This window comes from Methylobacterium sp. CM6241 (assembly GCF_054817845.1).
Genome location: NZ_CM139246.1, coordinates 3,677,153 through 3,695,740 on the forward strand (window position 1 = coordinate 3,677,153; position 18,588 = coordinate 3,695,740).

At 67.2% G+C, this 18,588-nt stretch carries 16 protein-coding genes; 9 read left to right on the plus strand and 7 right to left on the minus strand.

Translation table 11 applies throughout. The features are described 5' to 3' along the window. Positions 1 to 395: 395 nt before the first annotated feature. The gene (locus ACYQR9_RS17310; protein WP_207413105.1) at positions 396 to 2,846 is read left to right on the plus strand and encodes a TonB-dependent receptor; all 2,451 of its coding nucleotides are present in this window, start codon (positions 396 to 398) and stop codon (positions 2,844 to 2,846) included. A 211-nt stretch (positions 2,847 to 3,057) separates the two neighbouring features. Next, positions 3,058 to 3,480, plus strand: coding sequence for a hypothetical protein (locus ACYQR9_RS17315; RefSeq protein ID WP_244478121.1), 423 nt, complete (start codon positions 3,058 to 3,060; stop codon positions 3,478 to 3,480). Between the two features lie 144 nt (positions 3,481 to 3,624). Here the strand turns inward: ACYQR9_RS17315 and ACYQR9_RS17320 are convergent, their stop codons facing one another. The 3 genes from ACYQR9_RS17320 to ACYQR9_RS17330 all read right to left on the minus strand — a co-directional run bounded on the left by ACYQR9_RS17320 (position 3,625) and on the right by ACYQR9_RS17330 (position 7,449). Beyond that, on the minus strand, positions 3,625 to 5,169 hold the full coding sequence (locus ACYQR9_RS17320) for an undecaprenyl-phosphate glucose phosphotransferase (protein ID WP_207413104.1): 1,545 nt from the start codon (positions 5,167 to 5,169) through the stop codon (positions 3,625 to 3,627). A 114-nt stretch (positions 5,170 to 5,283) separates the two neighbouring features. Further along, the gene (locus ACYQR9_RS17325) at positions 5,284 to 6,543 is read right to left on the minus strand and encodes a glycosyltransferase family 4 protein (protein ID WP_461227520.1); all 1,260 of its coding nucleotides are present in this window, start codon (positions 6,541 to 6,543) and stop codon (positions 5,284 to 5,286) included. A gap of 333 nt (positions 6,544 to 6,876) precedes the next feature. After that, on the minus strand, positions 6,877 to 7,449 hold the full coding sequence (locus ACYQR9_RS17330) for a polysaccharide biosynthesis/export family protein (RefSeq protein WP_056424329.1): 573 nt from the start codon (positions 7,447 to 7,449) through the stop codon (positions 6,877 to 6,879). A 182-nt stretch (positions 7,450 to 7,631) separates the two neighbouring features. On the opposite strand from ACYQR9_RS17330, the gene ACYQR9_RS17335 reads away from it, so the two are divergent. After that, positions 7,632 to 9,899, plus strand: a complete 2,268-nt coding sequence (locus tag ACYQR9_RS17335; RefSeq protein ID WP_461227521.1) for a GumC family protein — start codon at positions 7,632 to 7,634, stop codon at positions 9,897 to 9,899. Between the two features lie 95 nt (positions 9,900 to 9,994). Here the strand turns inward: ACYQR9_RS17335 and ACYQR9_RS17340 are convergent, their stop codons facing one another. Then, entirely contained in the window at positions 9,995 to 11,260 is a 1,266-nt protein-coding gene (locus ACYQR9_RS17340; protein WP_461227522.1) for a GNAT family N-acetyltransferase, read from the minus strand. Between the two features lie 156 nt (positions 11,261 to 11,416). On the opposite strand from ACYQR9_RS17340, the gene ACYQR9_RS17345 reads away from it, so the two are divergent. Both ACYQR9_RS17345 and ACYQR9_RS17350 read left to right on the plus strand, forming a co-directional pair. Further along, positions 11,417 to 12,481 carry a polysaccharide deacetylase family protein gene (locus tag ACYQR9_RS17345; RefSeq protein WP_461227523.1) on the plus strand — a complete coding sequence of 355 codons (1,065 nt, stop codon included), beginning with the start codon at positions 11,417 to 11,419 and terminating at the stop codon, positions 12,479 to 12,481. Positions 12,482 to 12,530: 49 nt separating this feature from the next. After that, a protein-coding gene (locus ACYQR9_RS17350) for an IS5 family transposase (RefSeq protein ID WP_461226995.1) occupies positions 12,531 to 13,336 on the plus strand; the annotation gives its coding sequence in 2 pieces (ribosomal slippage) (positions 12,531 to 12,861 and positions 12,861 to 13,336; 807 coding nt in all). Between the two features lie 54 nt (positions 13,337 to 13,390). Here the strand turns inward: ACYQR9_RS17350 and ACYQR9_RS17355 are convergent. Continuing rightward, positions 13,391 to 13,810: a hypothetical protein gene (locus ACYQR9_RS17355; protein ID WP_207413100.1), complete on the minus strand. Its 420-nt coding sequence runs from the start codon at positions 13,808 to 13,810 to the stop codon at positions 13,391 to 13,393. A 207-nt stretch (positions 13,811 to 14,017) separates the two neighbouring features. Next, complete coding sequence (locus ACYQR9_RS17360; RefSeq protein WP_207413099.1) at positions 14,018 to 14,236, minus strand: DUF2842 domain-containing protein; 219 nt, start codon at positions 14,234 to 14,236, stop codon at positions 14,018 to 14,020. A gap of 276 nt (positions 14,237 to 14,512) precedes the next feature. On the opposite strand from ACYQR9_RS17360, the gene ACYQR9_RS17365 reads away from it, so the two are divergent. The 3 genes from ACYQR9_RS17365 to trhA all read left to right on the plus strand — a co-directional run bounded on the left by ACYQR9_RS17365 (position 14,513) and on the right by trhA (position 16,981). Further along, entirely contained in the window at positions 14,513 to 15,640 is a 1,128-nt protein-coding gene (locus ACYQR9_RS17365) for a COX15/CtaA family protein (RefSeq protein ID WP_056424313.1), read from the plus strand. Between the two features lie 335 nt (positions 15,641 to 15,975). Next, positions 15,976 to 16,164, plus strand: coding sequence for a hypothetical protein (locus ACYQR9_RS17370; RefSeq protein ID WP_056424310.1), 189 nt, complete (start codon positions 15,976 to 15,978; stop codon positions 16,162 to 16,164). A gap of 136 nt (positions 16,165 to 16,300) precedes the next feature. After that, positions 16,301 to 16,981 (plus strand): PAQR family membrane homeostasis protein TrhA, encoded by a 681-nt coding sequence (trhA, locus tag ACYQR9_RS17375; protein WP_207413097.1) that lies wholly within the window; start codon positions 16,301 to 16,303, stop codon positions 16,979 to 16,981. Between the two features lie 42 nt (positions 16,982 to 17,023). On the opposite strand, the gene ACYQR9_RS17380 is transcribed toward trhA, so the two are convergent. Further along, positions 17,024 to 17,851, minus strand: coding sequence for a glycoside hydrolase family 25 protein (locus ACYQR9_RS17380; RefSeq protein ID WP_405030603.1), 828 nt, complete (start codon positions 17,849 to 17,851; stop codon positions 17,024 to 17,026). Positions 17,852 to 18,096: 245 nt separating this feature from the next. Between ACYQR9_RS17380 and ACYQR9_RS17385 the strand changes: the two genes are divergently transcribed. Then, entirely contained in the window at positions 18,097 to 18,540 is a 444-nt protein-coding gene (locus ACYQR9_RS17385; protein ID WP_461229830.1) for a DUF488 domain-containing protein, read from the plus strand. The last annotated feature ends 48 nt before the right edge of the window (positions 18,541 to 18,588 follow it).

The following is an 18,588-nucleotide window of genomic DNA, read 5'->3' on the forward strand; positions in this document are numbered from 1 at the left end:
TTCTCCGTGAGCCCGACCCATGGGCCACGCTCACGCAGGCCCGGTCTTCGATCCATGCGGCCGGGCGGGTCCCGCTCACCGCGTTCGATTCGTCCGGCATGACGTGAGACCGCCACGTTCGAGGGGCCTGCTCAATCCAAGAATTCATCGAAAACATTCCGGCACCGTAGATTGCCGAATGATCCCGTTTGTCGTTCCTATTGGTCCCGAAGCCTCTGAATTCTCAGGTGAATTATGTTGCGCAGAGGTCACGCGAAGACACCATCTCCGTAAGACCCTTATGAGAATCGGTGAAACCTCTCGTCACCGGATTGTCCAAGCCCGATACGCTCCGCAACATTGATCAACGAGCCGGGAAAACCGGCCACGCTGTGGAAACCGAAGGGTCTTGGGACATGAAGAAGCGGACGCTGCGGAGCAGCCTCCTCGTTTCGGTAGCGCTGCTGCCGGGCGTTGCCTACGCGCAGGGCACGATCGTCGGCGGCCAGCAGGCCGTGACGCTGCAGGAGCTCGATGTCGTCGCCACCACTCCATCGGCGAGCGTGCGCAGCGCCCAGGGCGTCCTGCTCGGCCAGGAGCGTGACAAGCTTCCTCAGAATACCAGCGTCCTGACGTCTGCTGACGTGAACCGGGTCGGCACTCCGAGTGTGCTGCGCGCCCTCGACGAGCGGATCGGCTCGATCAGCATCAACAACGCCCAGGGCAATCCCTTCCAGCCGACCATCACCTATCGCGGCTTCGAAGCCTCGCCGCTGGGCGGAAGCCCGCAGGGCGTTGCCGTCTACGTGAACGGCAACCGCTTCAACACCTCGTTCGGCGACACCGTGCAGTGGGACCTCATCCCCGACATCGCCGTCGACCGCATCGAGCTCGAAGGCTCGAACCCGGCCTACGGCCTCAACGCCCTCGGCGGCGCCCTGAGCGTGCAGCTCAAGAACGGCTTCACCTATCAGGGTACCGAACTGAACCTCTCGGGCGGCTCGTTCGGGCGCTTCGGCGGCTCGTTCCAGCACGGACAGCGCTCGGACAATGTCGGCCTCTACATCGCCGGCACCGCGCTGTCCGAGAACGGATGGCGCAAGCACTCGCCCTCGCGCCTGCGCCAGTTCTACGGCGATCTCGGCGTGCAGGCGGAGAAGGGTGAGTTCCACCTCAACTTCATGGGAGCAGTCAACAGCCTGACCGGCAACGGAACCCTGCCGGTCGACCTGCTCGATTTCCGGCGCAACGAGGTCTTCACCTATCCCGACAAGACGCTGAACGCCTTCGGGCGGATCGGGATCTCGGGCAACTACGATATCTCGCCCACGGTCACCCTCTCCGGCAACGCCTATTACGGCCGGTTCGAGCAGAACACCGCCAATGGCGACGCCGCCGAGGTGGAGCGCTGCGAGGAGAACGAGCGCTTCCTCTGCTCGGAAGGCGCCAACGAGGAGCAGTTCTTCCTGCGCGACCGGTTGAACCGCCGCGTCCAGGCGAGCAGCATCCGGACGGCGAACTTCGCCCGGCTTCCGGCCTTCGCCGAGCGGTTCGACGAGGGCGGCCCCTACGCCTTCCTCAACTCGACCCGGACCAACACCGAGAATTTCGGTGTTTCGGTCCAGACCACCGTGCGTGAGACGCTGTTCGGCCTGCCCAACCGCTTCGTCCTCGGCGGTTCGTACGATGGCGGCCGCACGGCCTTCACCGCCGACAATGCCGTTGGCGGCCTGACCTTCGACCGCGGCTTCTACGGGCCCGGCGTTGTCGTGCGCAGCGACGACAACTCGATCACCCCGGTGAGCGTGAAGTCGAGCAACGATTACGGCGGCATCTTCCTGTCGAACAACACCGACCTGACCGACCGCCTGACCCTGACGCTGCAGGGCCGCTTCAACATGGCCAAGATCGTGCTGGAAGATCAGCTCGGCACGGCGCTGAACGGCAACCACTACTTCCAGCGGTTCAACCCTGGCATCGGCGCGAGCTACAAGATCGTGCCCGACTTCCTCACCGTCTATGGCGGGTATGTCGAGGCGAACCGCGCGCCCACCCCGGCCGAGCTCTCCTGCGCCGATCCTCTCGCCCCGTGCTCGCTCACCAACTTCTTCGTCGGCGATCCGCCCCTGAAGCAGGTCATCTCGCGCACGGTCGAGGCGGGTTTCCGCGGCAAGCTGCCCTCGCCGATCGAGCTCGGGGTGCTGAGCTGGAAGGCCGGCGTCTTCCGCGCCCGCAACGAGGATGACATCACCTTCGTGCCGTCCGACATCACCATCGGCCGCGCCTATTTCCAGAATGTCGGTTCCACCCGCCGCCAGGGCGTCGAGGCGAGTCTCGCCATCACCACCCCGGTCTGGAACGCCTTCGTCGATTACGCCTTCGTCGACGCGACCTTCCAGTCGCCGCTGACTCTGGCCTCCGGCGGCAACCCGTTCGCCACCCCGAACCCGGCCCAGCCGGACAATTCGGAAGCCAACCAGATCTTCGTGAGACGCGGCGACAAGCTTCCCGGCGTCGCGCCGCATCAGGTCAAGATCGGTGTCCAGTACATGGTCACGCCTGAATGGAAGGTCGGCGTGCTCGCCCGCGTCGCCACCGGCAAGTTCCTCGTCGGCGACGAATCGAACCTCAACAAGACCACCGGCAACTACGCGGTCATCGGGTTCAACACGAGCTACCGGGTGAGCGAGAATCTGGAGGTCTACGGCTATGTCGAGAACGCGCTGAACGCGAATTACGCGACCTTCGGCACCTTCTCGCCGGTCGGCGAGGTTCCGATCCTGGCCCTGCCCAATGCCAGCTCCAACCGAAGCCTGGCACCCGGCGCGCCGATCGCGGCCTATGGCGGAATGCGCATCTTCTGGTAGGCGCCCTCGAGCCCCTACGTTGGGCCACCGCTCCGGAGACGGAGCGGTGGCCTTTTTTGTCGGTCGCCACATTCGGTCGCCACGTTCGGTCACCATGTGCGGCGGAGTGTCCCGCCAGGGGATGATCGGCCCCGGCTCGACGATGTCGCAGCAACATGCGGGGTGATTCGAGCGTTGGCGTGCCATGTTCGACATCATCGGAAAGCATCGCATGACCAAGGCCCCCAGCGAGACCAGGACGTCTTCGACCAAGGCGCATTCGCCGACTACGGCCTCGCCGCTGATCCGCATCCTCGCGCCCGCGCTCGTCTTCACCGCCATTGCGGGTCCGGCCTTCGCCTCGGCCTGTTCCGACCAGATCGCCACGATCGAGCGTCGCCTCAACAGTTCCGGCGCCGTGTCGGTCACCGGCACCGCCTCGGCCGACGGCAAGGTCGCCACCAACCCGTCGATGGGCCTCGACGCGCCTCCCGGCGGAAAGCCCACCGACGCCTCGACCACTCCCAATGCCAAGAGCATCGACCACGCCCGTCACCTGATCGAGCAGGCGCGCAAGCAGGAAGCGGCCGGCGATGCCAAGGGCTGCGAGAACACGATGACCGAGGCCAAGAAGGCGGCAGGCTCGCTGCCGTAGCGGAAGACCCCATCGCGCCGGCTTTCGGCGCAAGAACGGAAAGAGGCCGCCCTTCGCGATGCGAGGGGCGGCCTCTTTCGTGGTTGGGTCCCACATCGGACCTCACTGCCCCTGACCTATGTGTCAGGGGCGGTGAGGCTGGGTTCAATAGGCGTTCTTGGTGGTGACGAGGGACAGAGGCGTCGCCAGCATGATCTGCACGTCGAACAGGATGGACCAATTCTCGATGTAGTAGAGATCGTGGTCGACGCGGCGCTGGATCTTCTCGTCCGTGTCGGTCTCGCCGCGCCAGCCGTTGATCTGGGCCCAGCCGGTGATGCCGGGCTTGACCTTGTGGCGGGCGAAATACCCATCGACCACCTGGTCGTAGAGGGTGGTGCTGGTCGTGGCCTGAACCGCATGGGGGCGCGGCCCGACCAGGGACAGTTCCCCCTTCAGGACGTTGAACAGCTGCGGCAGCTCGTCCAGCGACGTCCTGCGGATGAAGCGGCCGAGGGGCGTGACCCGAGGGTCGCCGCGCGTCACCTGCTTCGACGCGGTGAAATCGGACTGGTCGGCATACATCGACCTGAACTTGTAGACTTCGATCGTCTCGTTGTTGAAGCCGAGACGCTTCTGCCGGAACAGGATCGGACCCGGCGAGGTGACGCGGACGGCGATCGCCAGACCGAGCATGACCGGCGCCAGCACGACCAGCATGGCTGCGCCGACGACGCGATCGAAGATGGCCTTGGTGACGATGTCCCAATCGGCCATCGGCTTATCGAACACGTCGAGGACCGGGACGGAGCCAAGATAGGAATAGGCCCTCGGGCGCAGCTTGAGCTTCGTCGCCTTGGCGGAGAGGCGGATGTCGATGGGCAGCACCCAGAGCTTGGCCAACATCTGGAGCAGCCGATCCTCGGCCGCGATCGGAAGCGTGAAGATCACGAGGTCGAGGCGGGTCGAGCGCGCGTAATCCACGAGGTCGCTCACCGTGCCGAGCTTCGGGTAGCCGGCGACGACCGAGGAGGACCGGTTGTCCCCCCGATCGTCGAAGACGCCGACGATGCGGATGCCGGATTCGGTTTCCGCCTCGAGGGAGCGGATGAGCTCTTCCGCCAGCGGGCCGCCACCGACGATGGCCGTGCGCCTGTCGAACTGCCCGCGCAGCATGCGCGCCGTGACGAAGCGGAGGAGGGCGAAGCGTCCTGCGAGGAGCAGGACGAGCCCCAGGCCGTAGAACGTGGCGAGCCAGATCCGGGAATAATGGTCCGCGACCTTGGCGAAGACCATCGCCGTGGCGACGACGAGGAAGGTCAGCGACCAGGCGGCGGTCAGGCGCAGGGCCGGTTTGAAGAAGGTCCGGAAGGCGGCGATCCGGTAACTGCCGAAGATCTGGAACGACGCGACCGCCAGCACGGCCACGGCCAGGATCGCCGTGGAATAGCTCCACCCCAGGCCGACCGTGCCGCCGATCTGAACGCGATGCACGGCAAAGCCGAAGAGGGCGATGAGGAGCAGATCCGCCAGCCGAACGCTGCCCGAGAGCACGACGGGAGACAGCACGCCGCCATGATCGCGCGGCGCCCCGATTTCGGCGGGGGGAATGGTCGACGGGGCAGGGCCATACTGGGACGCATCTCCCGCTTTGGGCTGGCTGGGTTGCCCCGCCGCCTTCAGAAGGTCGCGAACGTCGAAGGCGCTCATCGTTTGCTCTCGTTCAAGCTTTCCGCCGATGCGATGGAAGAGGATGCCAGACCGACATCACGGAACGTTTAACGAGGTTCTGGCCGCCAAAGCATGGCGAAGAGCAAGTCAGCGTCACTGTAGCGGTTCCTTCATCACAGGCAGCGATGCTTCGTGCATCGATTTATCTCGACGCTGCAGGGCGGCGGCGTAGCCCGACAGGACATCCGCCCCCATCCGCCGCATGGAGAAGCGGGCCCGCACCGAGTCACTGAGAGCTCGGGCTCGGGCGGCGCCCTCGGCGGTGTCTTCGTCGAGCAGGCGGACAATGGCGTTCTTGAGGGCAACGGGATCTCCGGGTCTGACGAGATCCGTTGCCGCCGTTCCGAAGATTTCCGGGATGCCGCCGACATTGGTGGAGACGAGGGGCTGCTGCGCGGCGGCGGCTTCCAGCACCACGTAGGGCAGGGATTCGGCGAGCGACGGGACTACCATGATCCGTCCCTTTGTCAGGGCGATCCGGATCGGCTGGGGCGGCTCGAACGCCACCGCGCCCGATAGGCCGAGCTTCCGGGCCCGCTCCACGAGCTGGTCTTCATCCGGGCCGGAACCGACCATCAGCAGGCGGGTGGGGCGCCCCTCGGCGCGGAGCGCCACCAGGGTGTCGAGCAGGACCGGGATGCCCTTCGCCTCGCGCAACTCGCCGATATAGAGGAGGTCGTAGGCGTCCGCCCGGTGCAGGACCGGTGCGAACTCCACCTCGTCGATGCCGTTATGGACGATCCGCACGGTATGGGGTCTGCTCCCCACGAAGCGGCCATGCCGACCGGCGACATATTCGCTCTCGAACAGGAACACGTCGGTCCGCGTCGCGAGCAGGCGCTCGACCCCCATGTACAGGCGGTGGCGCAGCGTGCCGGGCTTGTAATTGTAGCTGCCGCCATGGGGGGTATAGGCCCTGATCGGCGAGGCTACGCCCGCTGGCAGGCGGGCGATGCGCGCATAGGCGCCACCCTTGGCGCCGTGTCCGTGCAGGATCGTGGCGCGGATCTCCGCGGCCCGCCTCGCGACCGCCCCGACCACCACGATGTCCGAAAGATGCGGGTTGCGCCGCATGGGAACCCGGACGATGCCGAGCGCGAGATGGGGCAGGAGCTCGTTCAGCGCCTGGACCGCTCGCTCGCCGCCGGTGGACGCATCGCAGACGAGCCCGATCTCGTGCCCGGCGGCGGATTGGATCCTGATCAGGTCGCAGACGTGGCGGAACAGCCCTCCCACCGGCGCACGGAACACGTGCAGGATGCGATGGACGGTCTCGCCCGCGCTGCTGGCGGGGCTGACGGACAGAACGGAGGCGGACGCACTCACGACGGACAAGCTCCACGCGACGACCATTCCAGCCGAATGGCGGTACGATGTCGACGGACACTGGTCCCCAGAGATGGTGCGATCGTTAAGGGCCATCCGCCTGGGCAGCGATTCGGGCCGGCGAACGCCCTGAAACCTCTCGTTCGGTTAGGCAGCCCCTAACGCACCGTCGCCGAAGCCCTGGGCTGGCCCAGGTGTGGAGAAGCCCGCCGGGGCGATAGGAACACCGATCAGCAATGCCGCCAGCGCTGCGAGCATGAGTTATCTCGATCTCATCTGACCTGGCGTGGACATACGAAGGCCCGGATCGGATGGATCCGGGCCGATATCGATCGATGACGTATCGAAGACGAGACGTCCTCAGAAGAAGCGCTCCTTGATGACGATCGTGTCGCCGGGCCTCACCAGATAGGTCATCGGGACGATGCCCGAGACGAGGCCGTTCGGCCCCTCGCGGGTGAGGACGGCGTAGTCGCGGGCCGCCCGCGGTCCGAAGCCCGCCGCGATCGCCACCGCCGTCTCGACGGCCATGCCGTTGACGTAGGGATATTGCCCCGAGGTCGTGACCTCGCCGAGGATGTAGAACGGACGATAGGCATCCACCTCCACGGTGACATGCGGCTCGCGCACGAAGCCCGCCGCGAGCTTGGCCTCGATGGTCCGTGCGGCCTGGGCCGTCGATTGCCCTCCCACCTTCACGAGACCGATGAGCGGCATGGCGATGCCGCCGGATCCGTCGATCGCATAGATGTTGGACAGGTTGTCCTGGCCGAAGACGATGACGCGCAGCCGGTCGCCGGTGGCGAGCGTATAGCGCCCGCCGATCGATCCGGTCGCGGTGGCGTCGAGCTGCGCGGTCCGGAAGTCGGGACGCAGGCATCCGCCCAGTGCCAGAGTGGAGGTGAGAGCGAGGAGAAGGGAGCGCCGGTTCATCATCCAAGCCGCTAAGAGCAAGTTTCTGCCTCTATTTGTAGGATCATATGGTTAACAAAAACTGATATCGCGGAGGGAATGCGATGCGTTGTGGCCGATCTTAACCGACGATCAATCTTAACGAGTTCTAGTCTTCCGGGAGGCGCCCGATGCGGCGTCCTGCTTTGCGTAAAGATCCTCTCATGCCTCGCTCGCAGCAGCCCGTTTCCACGATCGAGCCGATCCCCCAGCGGGACGAGGGGCTCGGCCTGTCCCAGCTGTTCGGAGTCCTGGCGCGGTCCTGGCGCTGGATCGTCCTTCCCACCGTGGCGGCGGGGATCGGGGCCATCGTTTTCGTGCAGGTCGTTCCGCCCCGCTACACCGGCGAGGCCAAGATCCTGCTGGAGAGCCGCGACGCGAGCTTCGCCCGCACCGCCCAGGAACGCGGCGAACAGCCCCTGGCCATCGACGAACAGGCGGTGGCGAGCCAGGTCCAGGTGGTGATGTCCCGCGATATCGCCCGGGAGGCGATCCGCCGCCTGAAGCTCGTGGGCAATGCCGAATTCGATCCCGAGGTCGACGGCATCGGTCCGGTCCAGCGCGTCCTGATGATGATCGGGCTCACCAAGAACCCGATGGAGCGGGCGCCCGAGGACCGGGTGCTGGAGACCTATTTCGACCGGCTCCTGGTCTACCCGGCCGGCAAGTCCCGCATCCTGACGGTCGAGTTCCGCTCGCGCGATCCGGAACTCGCGGCCAAGGCCGCCAACACCATCGCAGAACTCTACATCGCCTCCCTAGAATCGGCGAAGGTGGACACCGCCCGCTACGCCTCGACCTGGCTCGGCGGCAACATCGACACCCTGCGCACCCGCGTTTCCGAGGCCGAGGCGAAGGTCGAGACCTTCCGAGCCCGCAACGGCCTGATCAGCGGCGGCGGTGGCACCACCAGCCAACCCCTGGGCACCCAGCAGCTCAGCGAATTGTCGACCCAGCTGTCCCAGGCCCGCACGGTCAAGGCCGACCTCACGAGCCGGGCCAAGCTCATCCGCGAAATGATCAAGGACGGCCGCGCCTTCGAAATCCCGGACGTGGCCAACAACGAGGTCATCCGGCGCACGGTGGAGCAGCGCATCACCCTGCGCGGGCAGCTCGCCCTCGAATCGCGGACGCTGATGCCGGCCCATCCCCGCATCAAGGAGCTGACGGCGCAGATCGGCGACCTCGACGCACAGATCAAGGCCACCGCCGACCGGGTGGTGCGGACGATGGAGAACGACGCCCGCATCGCCGAAGCCCGGGTCGACAGCCTGAACGCCGCCGTCGACGCGCAGCGCGAAGTCGTCTCCAAGGGCAATTCCAGCGAGGTCCAGCTTCGCGCCCTCGAGCGCGAGGCGAAGGCGCAGCGCGACCAGCTCGAATCCTATCTCTCGCGCTATCGCGAGGCCTTGGCCCGGGACGCCGAGAGCGCGGCGCCCGCCGATGCCCGCGTGGTCTCCCGCGCCGTGGTGCCACAGGTCCCGTCCTTCCCGAAGAAGCTGCCCATCGTGGCGCTCGCCATCGTGATGACGATGCTGCTCTCCATGGGCGGGGTGGTGGCGCGCCATCTTCTCCGCGATCCCGACGACACCCGCCGCCGGACCGGACCGGACGATCGGGCCACCGAGCCCACTCCCTTCACCTTCCCGGAAGCCTCCGTGGCCCTGTCGCGGAGCGGTCCCGCCGCCTCCCTCTATGAAGCGCCGCTGACCGCCCGCGTTGCCGTGCCCATCACCGCCGCCACCGCATCCGCCGCGGAACCGGCGCCGATTCCGGTGCGTGAGGAAACAGCCGGAGAGGCGGGCCGGTCGCCCGTTTCCAGCTACGATCTCCAGGCCCTCATCCATCTCCTGCGCGAGCGGATCGGCCGCAACGGCGGAAGCATCCTGGTCGCGGAGACCGACACGGCCGCCGACCGGCAACTCGCCGCGATCCTGGCGGAGGCCCTGGCGGCGGGCGGGCGCGTTCTGATCGTGGACGTCAACGGCCCGGCCTCACCGTCGGACGATGCCGGCCTCACCGACCTCGTTGCGGGTGAGGCTGCCTTCCTCGACGTGATCCGATCGGTGGCCTCGGTGCGCAGGCTCCACGCCATCCCGCGCGGTTTCGTCGATTGCAACATTCTCACGGACGAGCCGGAAGCGCTGGCCATCGCCCTGGACGCCCTGGCCCAGAGCTACGACTGGGTCGTCTATCGCCTCGGCGAGGCCCTGTCGCAGGAGGCCCAAGACCTGCTGGAGGCTATGGCGGGCCGGATGAACGCCATCGTCATCGCGTCCGACAAGTCCCCCGAAGATCCCGAACTCGTCTCGCTCCACGGCCTGGCCGAACGGGCGGGGGCCGGCACGATCCTCGTCGCCGGTGAGCAGACCGAGAGCGAGGGTGCCGCCGGGGGGAAGCCGGGAAGCGGCCTCAGGCTTTCGGCGGCGTAAGACCGACATCTTGCGGATGGGCTGCTGCCGCGCGGCCACAGGTTCGGCCCGGATGACCAGCGCCGGTGCCGTGGGCGGGTTCCTGGGCGATGCCCTTAAGGATTCGCCTCGCCGGCGGCGCTGCCGTGGCGAGCCGGGCGGTGGAGCGCCTTCCGAACCGCCTTCGCCAGACGCGCCAGGCGCTGGCTGCGCTTGATCCGGCGCTTGAGCCGGGTGGCGGCCATGGCCGGAATGGCGAAGAGATGGCCGCGCAGGGTGACGGCGATGGTCACTTCACCGAGCTGGATCGTCTCGTCGCAGATATTGGCCTTGTAGCGGGCCTCCCCGACTCCGAGATCGAAGCTGCGGCGGCCCCGTTCGGTCTGATCGCGGATGAGGTGGTGCAGCAGGATGTCACCGGGACTCGACCGCCCCACCGTGGGTGTCTGGTCGAAGGAGGTCATCATGCCGCTGTAGCGCGTCTCGCTCACCGCACCGGCGAAGGTCGCGAAGACCTGCCCGGTGTTGCACGCAACCAGGGCGGCGACCTCGATCGCCGCGCCCCGCACCTCGTTCGGATCGTCCTGCCGGCAGGCGCCGGTGGCGATGAAGCGACGTATCCCCTCGTCGGCATAGGGGTCGGCGATGTTCATGGCGGCGAACCGCGAGGCCTTCTGGGTGAAAAAGGCGGAGAGGTACGTCCTCACCTCCTCGGCGTTCGAGGCAACGCGGTACTCCACCGGGCCGAAGGCCTCGATCAGCTTCTTCTCCTTCGAGCGCATCTTCTTGCGCGCGTCGGCGCTGAAGACGCGCTTGGCGGTGGTCTCGGCGTCGGGGCCGAGGATCAGGCCATAGGCGTCACTGACGGCCGGCGCGGCGTGGAGGCTTAAGGGATTGGCCGCGCCGTCCCAGAAGCGCGGCTGATGCCCGAGGAGATAGACGTCGATACCGGCCTCGCGCCCGACCCGGCGCAGGAGCTCGACGAGATCCTCGGCGCGCATGGACGCGGCCTCGCGGGAGGCGAACATCGGCATGTGATAGTTCGCGTGCTTGCAGCCGATCACCCGCGCCACGCGGACCCCGCGTTCGCGCGCGACCTGGAGCGGCAGGATCACGCGGGGCCGTCCGCCGGGATCGCGTAGCACGATGACCCGTAGGGAGGCGTCCTGTTCCTCCGGGGTGCAGCCGAGCTTCGCCGAGACGAAGGCCGAGACCCAGTCGAATCGCTGATAGGGAGTCGATAGCGCGGCGGGATCGCTCTCGACGCTCCGCCACAGAGCCTCGACGCTCGCCAGATCGCGAAACACCTCCGGAACAAGCCGCCCGCGGACGCGCTCCTGCATCATGCCGACTCCGGTGAGATCGTGAACAAGGACCCTCATCACCGCCTCCCCATCATCGGCACCTAGCGCTCCGGCTTCTTAAGCGCTGGTGACGATGGGAAACGGCAAGCCATCATTGTGCGATGTGGGTAACGAAACCTTGCGGGTTCAGGATCGAAAAGTCATCCCCGCCACGCCTCCGCTCCGGTGACGTCCATGCCCTCGGCCGAGTTTCGTCACCGCCTGTTCGATGCGGGGTTTCGCGCCATCGTGGCTTCCGGGGCCGACCGTTGGCTGAAGCGCGTCGCGCAAGGGCACGGTCTGATCCTCACCTTCCACCATGTCGACCCGGCCTCCGCGGGGGCCTATGCCCCCAACGGCCTGCTCTCGATCACGCCGGATTTCCTCGACGCGGTGCTGGGCACGCTGGTCTCGCAGGGGTTCGACGTGATCGGCCTCGATTCCGTGGCCGAGAGGCTCGTCCGGCCCGCCGGGGACAGGCCCTTCGTCGTCCTGACCTTCGACGACGGCTATCGCGACAACGCCCGGTACGCCGTTCCCCTCCTGAGACGGCATCGCGTCCCCTGGACGCTCTTCGTCACGAGTGACTTCGCCGAGGGGAGGGGGCGCCTGTGGTGGATCGAACTCGAACGGGCGATCGGCCGTCTCGACCGGGTGCGGGTTCCTGCCGACGAGGCGCCGGCCCTCGATCTGCCCGCCGCCACGGCGGAGGAGAAGATGGCGGCCTTCGCCGCGCTCTACCGCCGCCTGCGCGCAGGATCGGAGGAGCGCCTCCTGTCCACCATTGCCGTTCTCTGCGACGAGGCCGGCATCGGGGTCGGGCGTATGGCGGAGGAACTCTGCCTGCCCTGGGAGGAGCTGCGCGGCCTCGCATCCGATCCGCTTCTGACTATCGGGGCCCATACCATCACCCATCCGATGCTGGCGAAGCACGGCGAGGCGCGGGTCCGCCGGGAGATCGGGGAGGGCAGGGCACGGATCGAGCGTGAGATCGGCCGGCCGGTCAGGCACCTGTCCTATCCGGTGGGGGATCCGACCTCGGCCGGGATGCGGGAATTCGCAATCGCCCGCGAGACCGGTTTCGACACGGCCGTGACGACCCGCCCCGGCCATCTCTTCCCCGGCCATGCCGACCATCTCCACGCCCTGCCGAGGGTCTCGGTGAACGGGCTGCATCAGTCGAGGGCGGCGCTCTCCGCGCTACTGTCGGGTGTCCCGTTCCTCGCCTGGAATCGCGGGCGGCGGCTCAATGTCGAGTAAGAGCGTCTAACAGAACGGCACGAAGCTGGAAGTTCAGCGTTGGTTTGGCATGGCCAGACCGCTTCTCCCCGATGATCTCTGGGATGAGATCGCTCCGCTCCTCCCGCCACCTCGGCCCCGTCCGAAGGGCGGGCGTCGTCCGATCGAGAACCGGGCCGCCCTGACGGGCATCCTGTTCGTGCTGCGCTCGGGTCTGCCGTGGGAGATGCTACCGGCCGAGATGGGCTGCGGCTCCGGCATGAGTTGCTGGCGGCGGCTGCGGGACTGGCAAGCGGCGGGCGTATGGAGCCGCCTGCATCACGTGCTGCTGGAGCGCCTGCACGCAGCGGGTGAGATCGACTGGAACCGGGCTTGCCTGGACAGCGCGTCTGTCCCGGCTAAAAAAGGGGGCCTGCCACCGGCCCGAACCCGACGGACCGGGGGAAGCCGGGCACGAAGCGCCACCTCGTCACCGACGCGCGCGGCACGCCGCTCGGCTTCTGCCTGAGCGGGGCCAACAGACACGACACCGTCATGATGGCGGCCACCCTCGATGCCATTCCGCCTCTGCGGAGTGGTCGACGAGGGCGACCGCGACGCCGTCCGGACAAGCTGCACGCCGACAAGGCCTACGATGCCCGACCCCGCCGCCATGAGTGCCGGGCGCGGGGCATCGTCCCGCGCATCGCGCGGAAGGGTATCGAAAGCAGCGAGAAACTCGGTCGGCATCGTTGGGTCGTCGAGCGTACCCACGCGTGGTTCAACCGCTTCCGCCGCTTGCCCGTCCGCTACGAGCGACGTGCAGACATCTACGAGGCCTTCACCAGCCTCGCGACCAGCCTCATCACTCTCAACCAGATCAAACGGTTCTGTTAGGCGCTCTAAGACCGATCGACTGAGCCCGGTCGGGTCGGTCCCGCGCGGGGCCGGTCAATGCCGGCGGCGGCGGCGATAGGACGAGCGGCTCTCGCTTCCACCGACGGTGAAGCTGGCGCTCTGGCGGCCCTGGCGGGTGTAGCGTCCGCGCCTGCCGCGCTGGCCCTTTCGGGTCTCCTGCGCCGGCTCGTCGGCCATGGGGAGCGATTCGGTGCTGACCGGCGGGACGGCGGCGAGCGCCGTCGCGACGGACGAGGAGGCCGATCCACCGTCGCTGCCCCCGCCCCCGCCGCCGACATTCTTGGCGGCCGGCCCGAACATCGCGAGGCACTGATTGTAGGCGAGGTCGTTCTTGAGGCGCTCGCATTCCGCCATCGAGCGGGGCGCATTCTGTGCCGAGGCTGGCGTGCCGAGAGCCGGAAGAGCGGCGCAGCCGAAGCCTACGAGCAGGAAAGACGCGAGGAATCGGTTCATGGGGCGGAGGATCTTGGCCTGGATCTGACGAAACGTCGAAGCTTGCCCAAGCCTGTGGCTGCCGAGTGCGGCGAAATCCCGGCGTCGGGGGAAATCCTCAGCGGGCTCGCGTTGGCAAGCCAACGCTTCATCTCGCTTAAGTCATTGAAATGTCACAGGTTTCAGGACGCAAAACCGGTGACCACTTTTGCTAAACCTGCTTAGGGTTCAGCGCCCGCCATCGACATCCTTTCGCTCCATCCAGCGGATCAGCGGCATCAGGGGGAAGATCCAGGCGATGCCGAGGAAGGCGTAGAGGATGGCCTGCACGGCCGGAGGCGTCTGCGAGATGCGGCTGTCGGCCAGCGCCATGGCGAGGGGCGCATAGAGCGCCACGAAGGCGAGCATGCCGATCGTGCCGAGCAGCGTGCGGGTGCGGCGGCGCATGGGCGCTCTCCTGGCATGGGCCTTCTCCCCGGCAGGGAAGTCCGGCGGTGACGTCCATCGACTGTTGTGCAATCGGTCCGCCGGGGTTAGGCCGACCGCCCCGGCAAGGCAATTGCCGCTCGCGCCGCATCCAAGCCTTCTGCGGCCCAAGCCTTCTGCGGCCCAAGCCCTCTGCGGCCCTCGGCGCCGTTGCCCCCGTGGCCGCGCATGCGTAACGCAGGGGCGCAGGCACGGGACACCCGCGCCGATCCCGACACCACGCGAGCCCCTACCGCGATGCCTACACGCGAAACTACCTCGACCGCACCGGTCCGTTCCACGAACCCGGTCCGCGTCTGGCTCTACACCCTGGCGATCCTCGTCGTGGCCATGGTCGCCGTCGGCGGCGCCACCCGCCTGACCGGATCGGGCTTGTCGATCACCGAATGGCGGCCGGTGACGGGCGTGGTCCCCCCGGTCTCCGAACAGGCCTGGGCGGCCGAGTTCGACAAGTACAAGGACACGCCACAATACCGTATCCTCAACCAGGGCATGGGGTTGTCGGACTTCAAGGTCATCTATGCCTGGGAATGGGGCCACCGCCTGCTCGGGCGCATCCTCGGGCTCGCCTTCTTCCTCCCGCTCCTGGTGTTCTGGTGGCGCGGCCTCGTCGACCGGCGCCTCGGATACGGGCTCCTCGCCCTCGGCGCCCTCGGCGGTCTTCAGGGCGCCATCGGCTGGATCATGGTCGCCTCCGGTCTCCAGCCGGGAATGACGGCGGTGGCACCCCTGAAGCTCGCCCTGCACCTGACCACCGCGAGCCTGATCCTGGCCGGCCTCGTCTGGCTGGCGGCCGGGTTGCGGTCCGGCCCGTCGGAGCCGGCACCGGGTCGCCTGAGGATCATTGCGGCCCTGCTGCCGGTCCTCGTCCTGGTCCAGATCGGCCTCGGCGGTCTCGTCGCCGGGTCGAAGGCCGGGCTCGTGCACAATACCTGGCCCGACATGGACGGCGTTCTGGTGCCGAATGCCTCCGAACTGTTCGCCGTCAGCCCGTGGATCGAGAACTTCGTCGACAACGTCACCCTGGTTCAGTTCAACCACCGCCTGATGGCCTATCTCCTTCTGGCGGCAGCGCTGTTCCATGCCGTCGATGCAAGCAGGCGGCTTCCCGGGAGTGGCACGGCCCGCCGCGCCATCGGCATCGCGGGTCTGACCGCGGCACAGGCGGGACTGGGCATCGTCACTCTCCTGCTGGCGGTGCCGCTCTGGGCGGGCCTCGCCCATCAGGTCTTCGCCATGGCGGTCCTGATGATGGCGACGGTGCATGCACGGCTGAGCCGCGGCGCAACCCGGCGCACCTTGGCATCTCCCGCCGGCGCGACCACCGCCTTCGGCTTCGAGGGCATGACGGGCCGAGGCGCTTAGGACCGCGCGGAACGCGTCGTAGCGGAGGCCGGACGGCTCGGTGCGCCGGCCTCTCGCCCGCGAACGATGGGGACCTGACCCGACCCTGTTTCCGGACGTTTACTGAGCGAAGGCTGCTGCATCGCACAGACCGTTTCACCGCGATGCAGGATAGGGAGAGGCGGATTGGCCGGATGCTTGCACCCTGCCAGCCACCATCGGCGAGCGTCCCCCTCGGCCCTTTTTGTTGCGTTGCAGCGAAACTAAGCTTGGGTTTGTGCCGTTAGCCGATGTGTCGATGGCGCCGTGAGAGCGGAGCCCGGCAGCGTCACGCCACAACCGAAAGGCCGTCCAGCATGCACGACCAACGCCTCGTGTCGGAAGAGCAGGTACTCGTTGAGCGCGACCAGACGGTACGCGAAGGTGCCGACGTGGAGGGGACGCGTCACGCGCGGACCCGGAAGGTCGTCGTCGGCCTCACGGGACTTCTCGGAGCGGCCTGGGCCGTCGTCCTCGCGAGCCGCTTCACGACCTTCTCCTTCTAGGAATCCTCCCACTGGGAAAATATGCAGGAATCAGGTAGGCGGCGGTTCACGATGCTCGCCGCCTACGCAGTTCGAACAGGGAACGAGTCCGGCCCTTCGGCGCTTAAGCTTAGGTTAGGAAAGTTCGGAGTCAGCGATGTTCCTGGCTGAGGACGGTAGACCCATTGGACTGACCTGGAACTACACCCGCCGGGAGCTGATGGCAGATGCCGCCGTGCATATCGCCGGCATCGCGTTCGGTGTGGCGGGCTCGATCGCCATCGTCATCCTGGCGGCGATGGCCCCGCTGGATTGGACCGAGCGAGCGGCCGTCGCGGTCTATGCCGCCGCCCTGGTGTCGATGCTCGGTGTGTCGGCCACCTACAACATGTGGCCCGTAGGGCGCCGCAAGTGGATCCTGCGCCGAGCCGACCACGCCCTCATCTACCTGATGATCGCGGGCACCTACACGCCTCTCGTCGCCCTGGTCGGGCGCGGATCGACGGCCTGGATGCTGCTCGCCTTCATCTGGGTGCTGGCGGGAATCGGCATCGCCCTGAAGCTTCTCATGCCCGGCCGTTTCGACCGGGCCGCCATCGGCCTCTACCTGCTCCTCGGATGGAGCGGCGTCGCCACCTACGAATCGGTGATCGGCGCACTAAACCCCGAGGCGCTCTGGCTTCTGGCGATCGGCGGCGTACTCTACTCGGCCGGGGTCATCTTCCACGTCTGGCGCAGCCTGCCGTTCCAGAACGCGATCTGGCACGCCTTCGTCCTCGCCGCCACGGCCTGCCATTACGGCACCGTCCTCACCAGCGTGATGAGCGCCGCTCCCTAGGCGGCGCTCAGTGGCACGTCCCCCGACTTCCCGGTTCTTCGCCTACTTCCCGTTGCAGAGACCCTGCCCGGAGAGTCGGTTGTGTTCGCGCGGATCGCAATCCGTAGCCAGGAAGGAGGCCCATTCCGCGGTGGTGCCGTAGAAAGCGTTCCGGTCCACGTCACCGCGCACGCCGGGAACCCGGCCCGTGGAGGTGAACTGCCACAGCATCCACTTCCGCTTGGCGAAGCGCTGCTCGGGCTCGGCCGCCGTGGAGCGGACCCAGTGCGGATAGTCGAGCAACTCGTCCTCGAGCACGTCCTTATGGAAGGTGATGTCGGTATAGATGATCGGCCGCTTGCCGGTGTAGCGCTCCATCTCGTCGAGCATGTAGCGCATCATCGCCAGCGCCTGGGCCTTCGGCAGCTTCTTCGGGCAGAGCTGCGAATGGCCGTTCCATTCCACGTCGAGGACGGGGGGCAGGGCGGTGGGATCGTTGGGGACGTTCTTCTTGAACCACTCCACCTGATCCTGGGCCGAGCGGCACCAGAACACGAAATGGTAGGCTCCGCGCGGCACGCCGGCCTTGGCGGCTCCCTCCCAATTGGCGCGGAAGCGTTCGTCCACGTGGTCGCCGCCCTCCGTCGCCTTGATGAAGGCGAACTGCGTGCCGGCTCCGCGCACCGAGGCCCAGTCGATCGGCCCCTGCCATTTCGAGATGTCGATGCCCTGGATCGGGTGCTGCTTGGCACGGGCGACCCCCGGATGGGGCTTCACGTCACCCTTTGTGGGATAGAAGTCGCTCTGGTTGCCGGCGCAGGCCGCGAGCGTCGCGAGCAGGGCGGCGGTCAGCGAGCGTTTGGCCCAGCGCATCGCGGCGTTGCGTGGCATCACGGCCAAGTCTGTCGGGGCGATCCCGTTCTCAAGCGACATTGATGCCCGGTCCACCGTTCTCACGCGCTACAATCATGGGTAAGGGATGGCCCCGTGCGGTTAACAGAGCTTTGACGGCAATGCGGCGGAATTCCGGAACTCGTTGCGGGCGAACCACATAGGGTGGATTCAGGCGCTTTCGCCGCAGGCCGGTCGCGGATGCTAAGTCCCGAGCCGATCAGGCATTTCGAGGGGAGGGGAGTCTGGACAAGGTTTTGTTCACCATCGGTTACGAAGGGCTGGATTCCGAGCGTTTCGTGGCGACTTTGAAGGATGCCGGCATCGCGACGCTGGCCGACGTTCGCGCGGTGGCCAATTCGCGCAAGCGGGGCTTCTCGAAGAACGCGCTGAAGACGAGCCTGGAAGAGGCGGGCCTCACCTATGCGCATGCGCGGGAACTCGGCACGCCGAAGGCCGGGAGAGAGGCTGCGAGGGCCCATGATGCCGCGCTGATGCGCCGGATCTACTGCGAAGAGGTGCTCGACACCGCCGATGGCGGGCTCGCCCTCGCCGCCCTGTGCGAGGTCGCCTCGCGGGCGCCGACCTGCCTCCTCTGCTTCGAGCGCGACCCGGAGCGATGCCACCGCCGCGTCCTGGCCGAACGACTGGAAGCGAACGGTTTCAGGACGGTCGACCTGTTCGGATAACACCGTCCCATGACTTGCCCGCGTAAGGCCGGTTCCGGCCGAACGGAG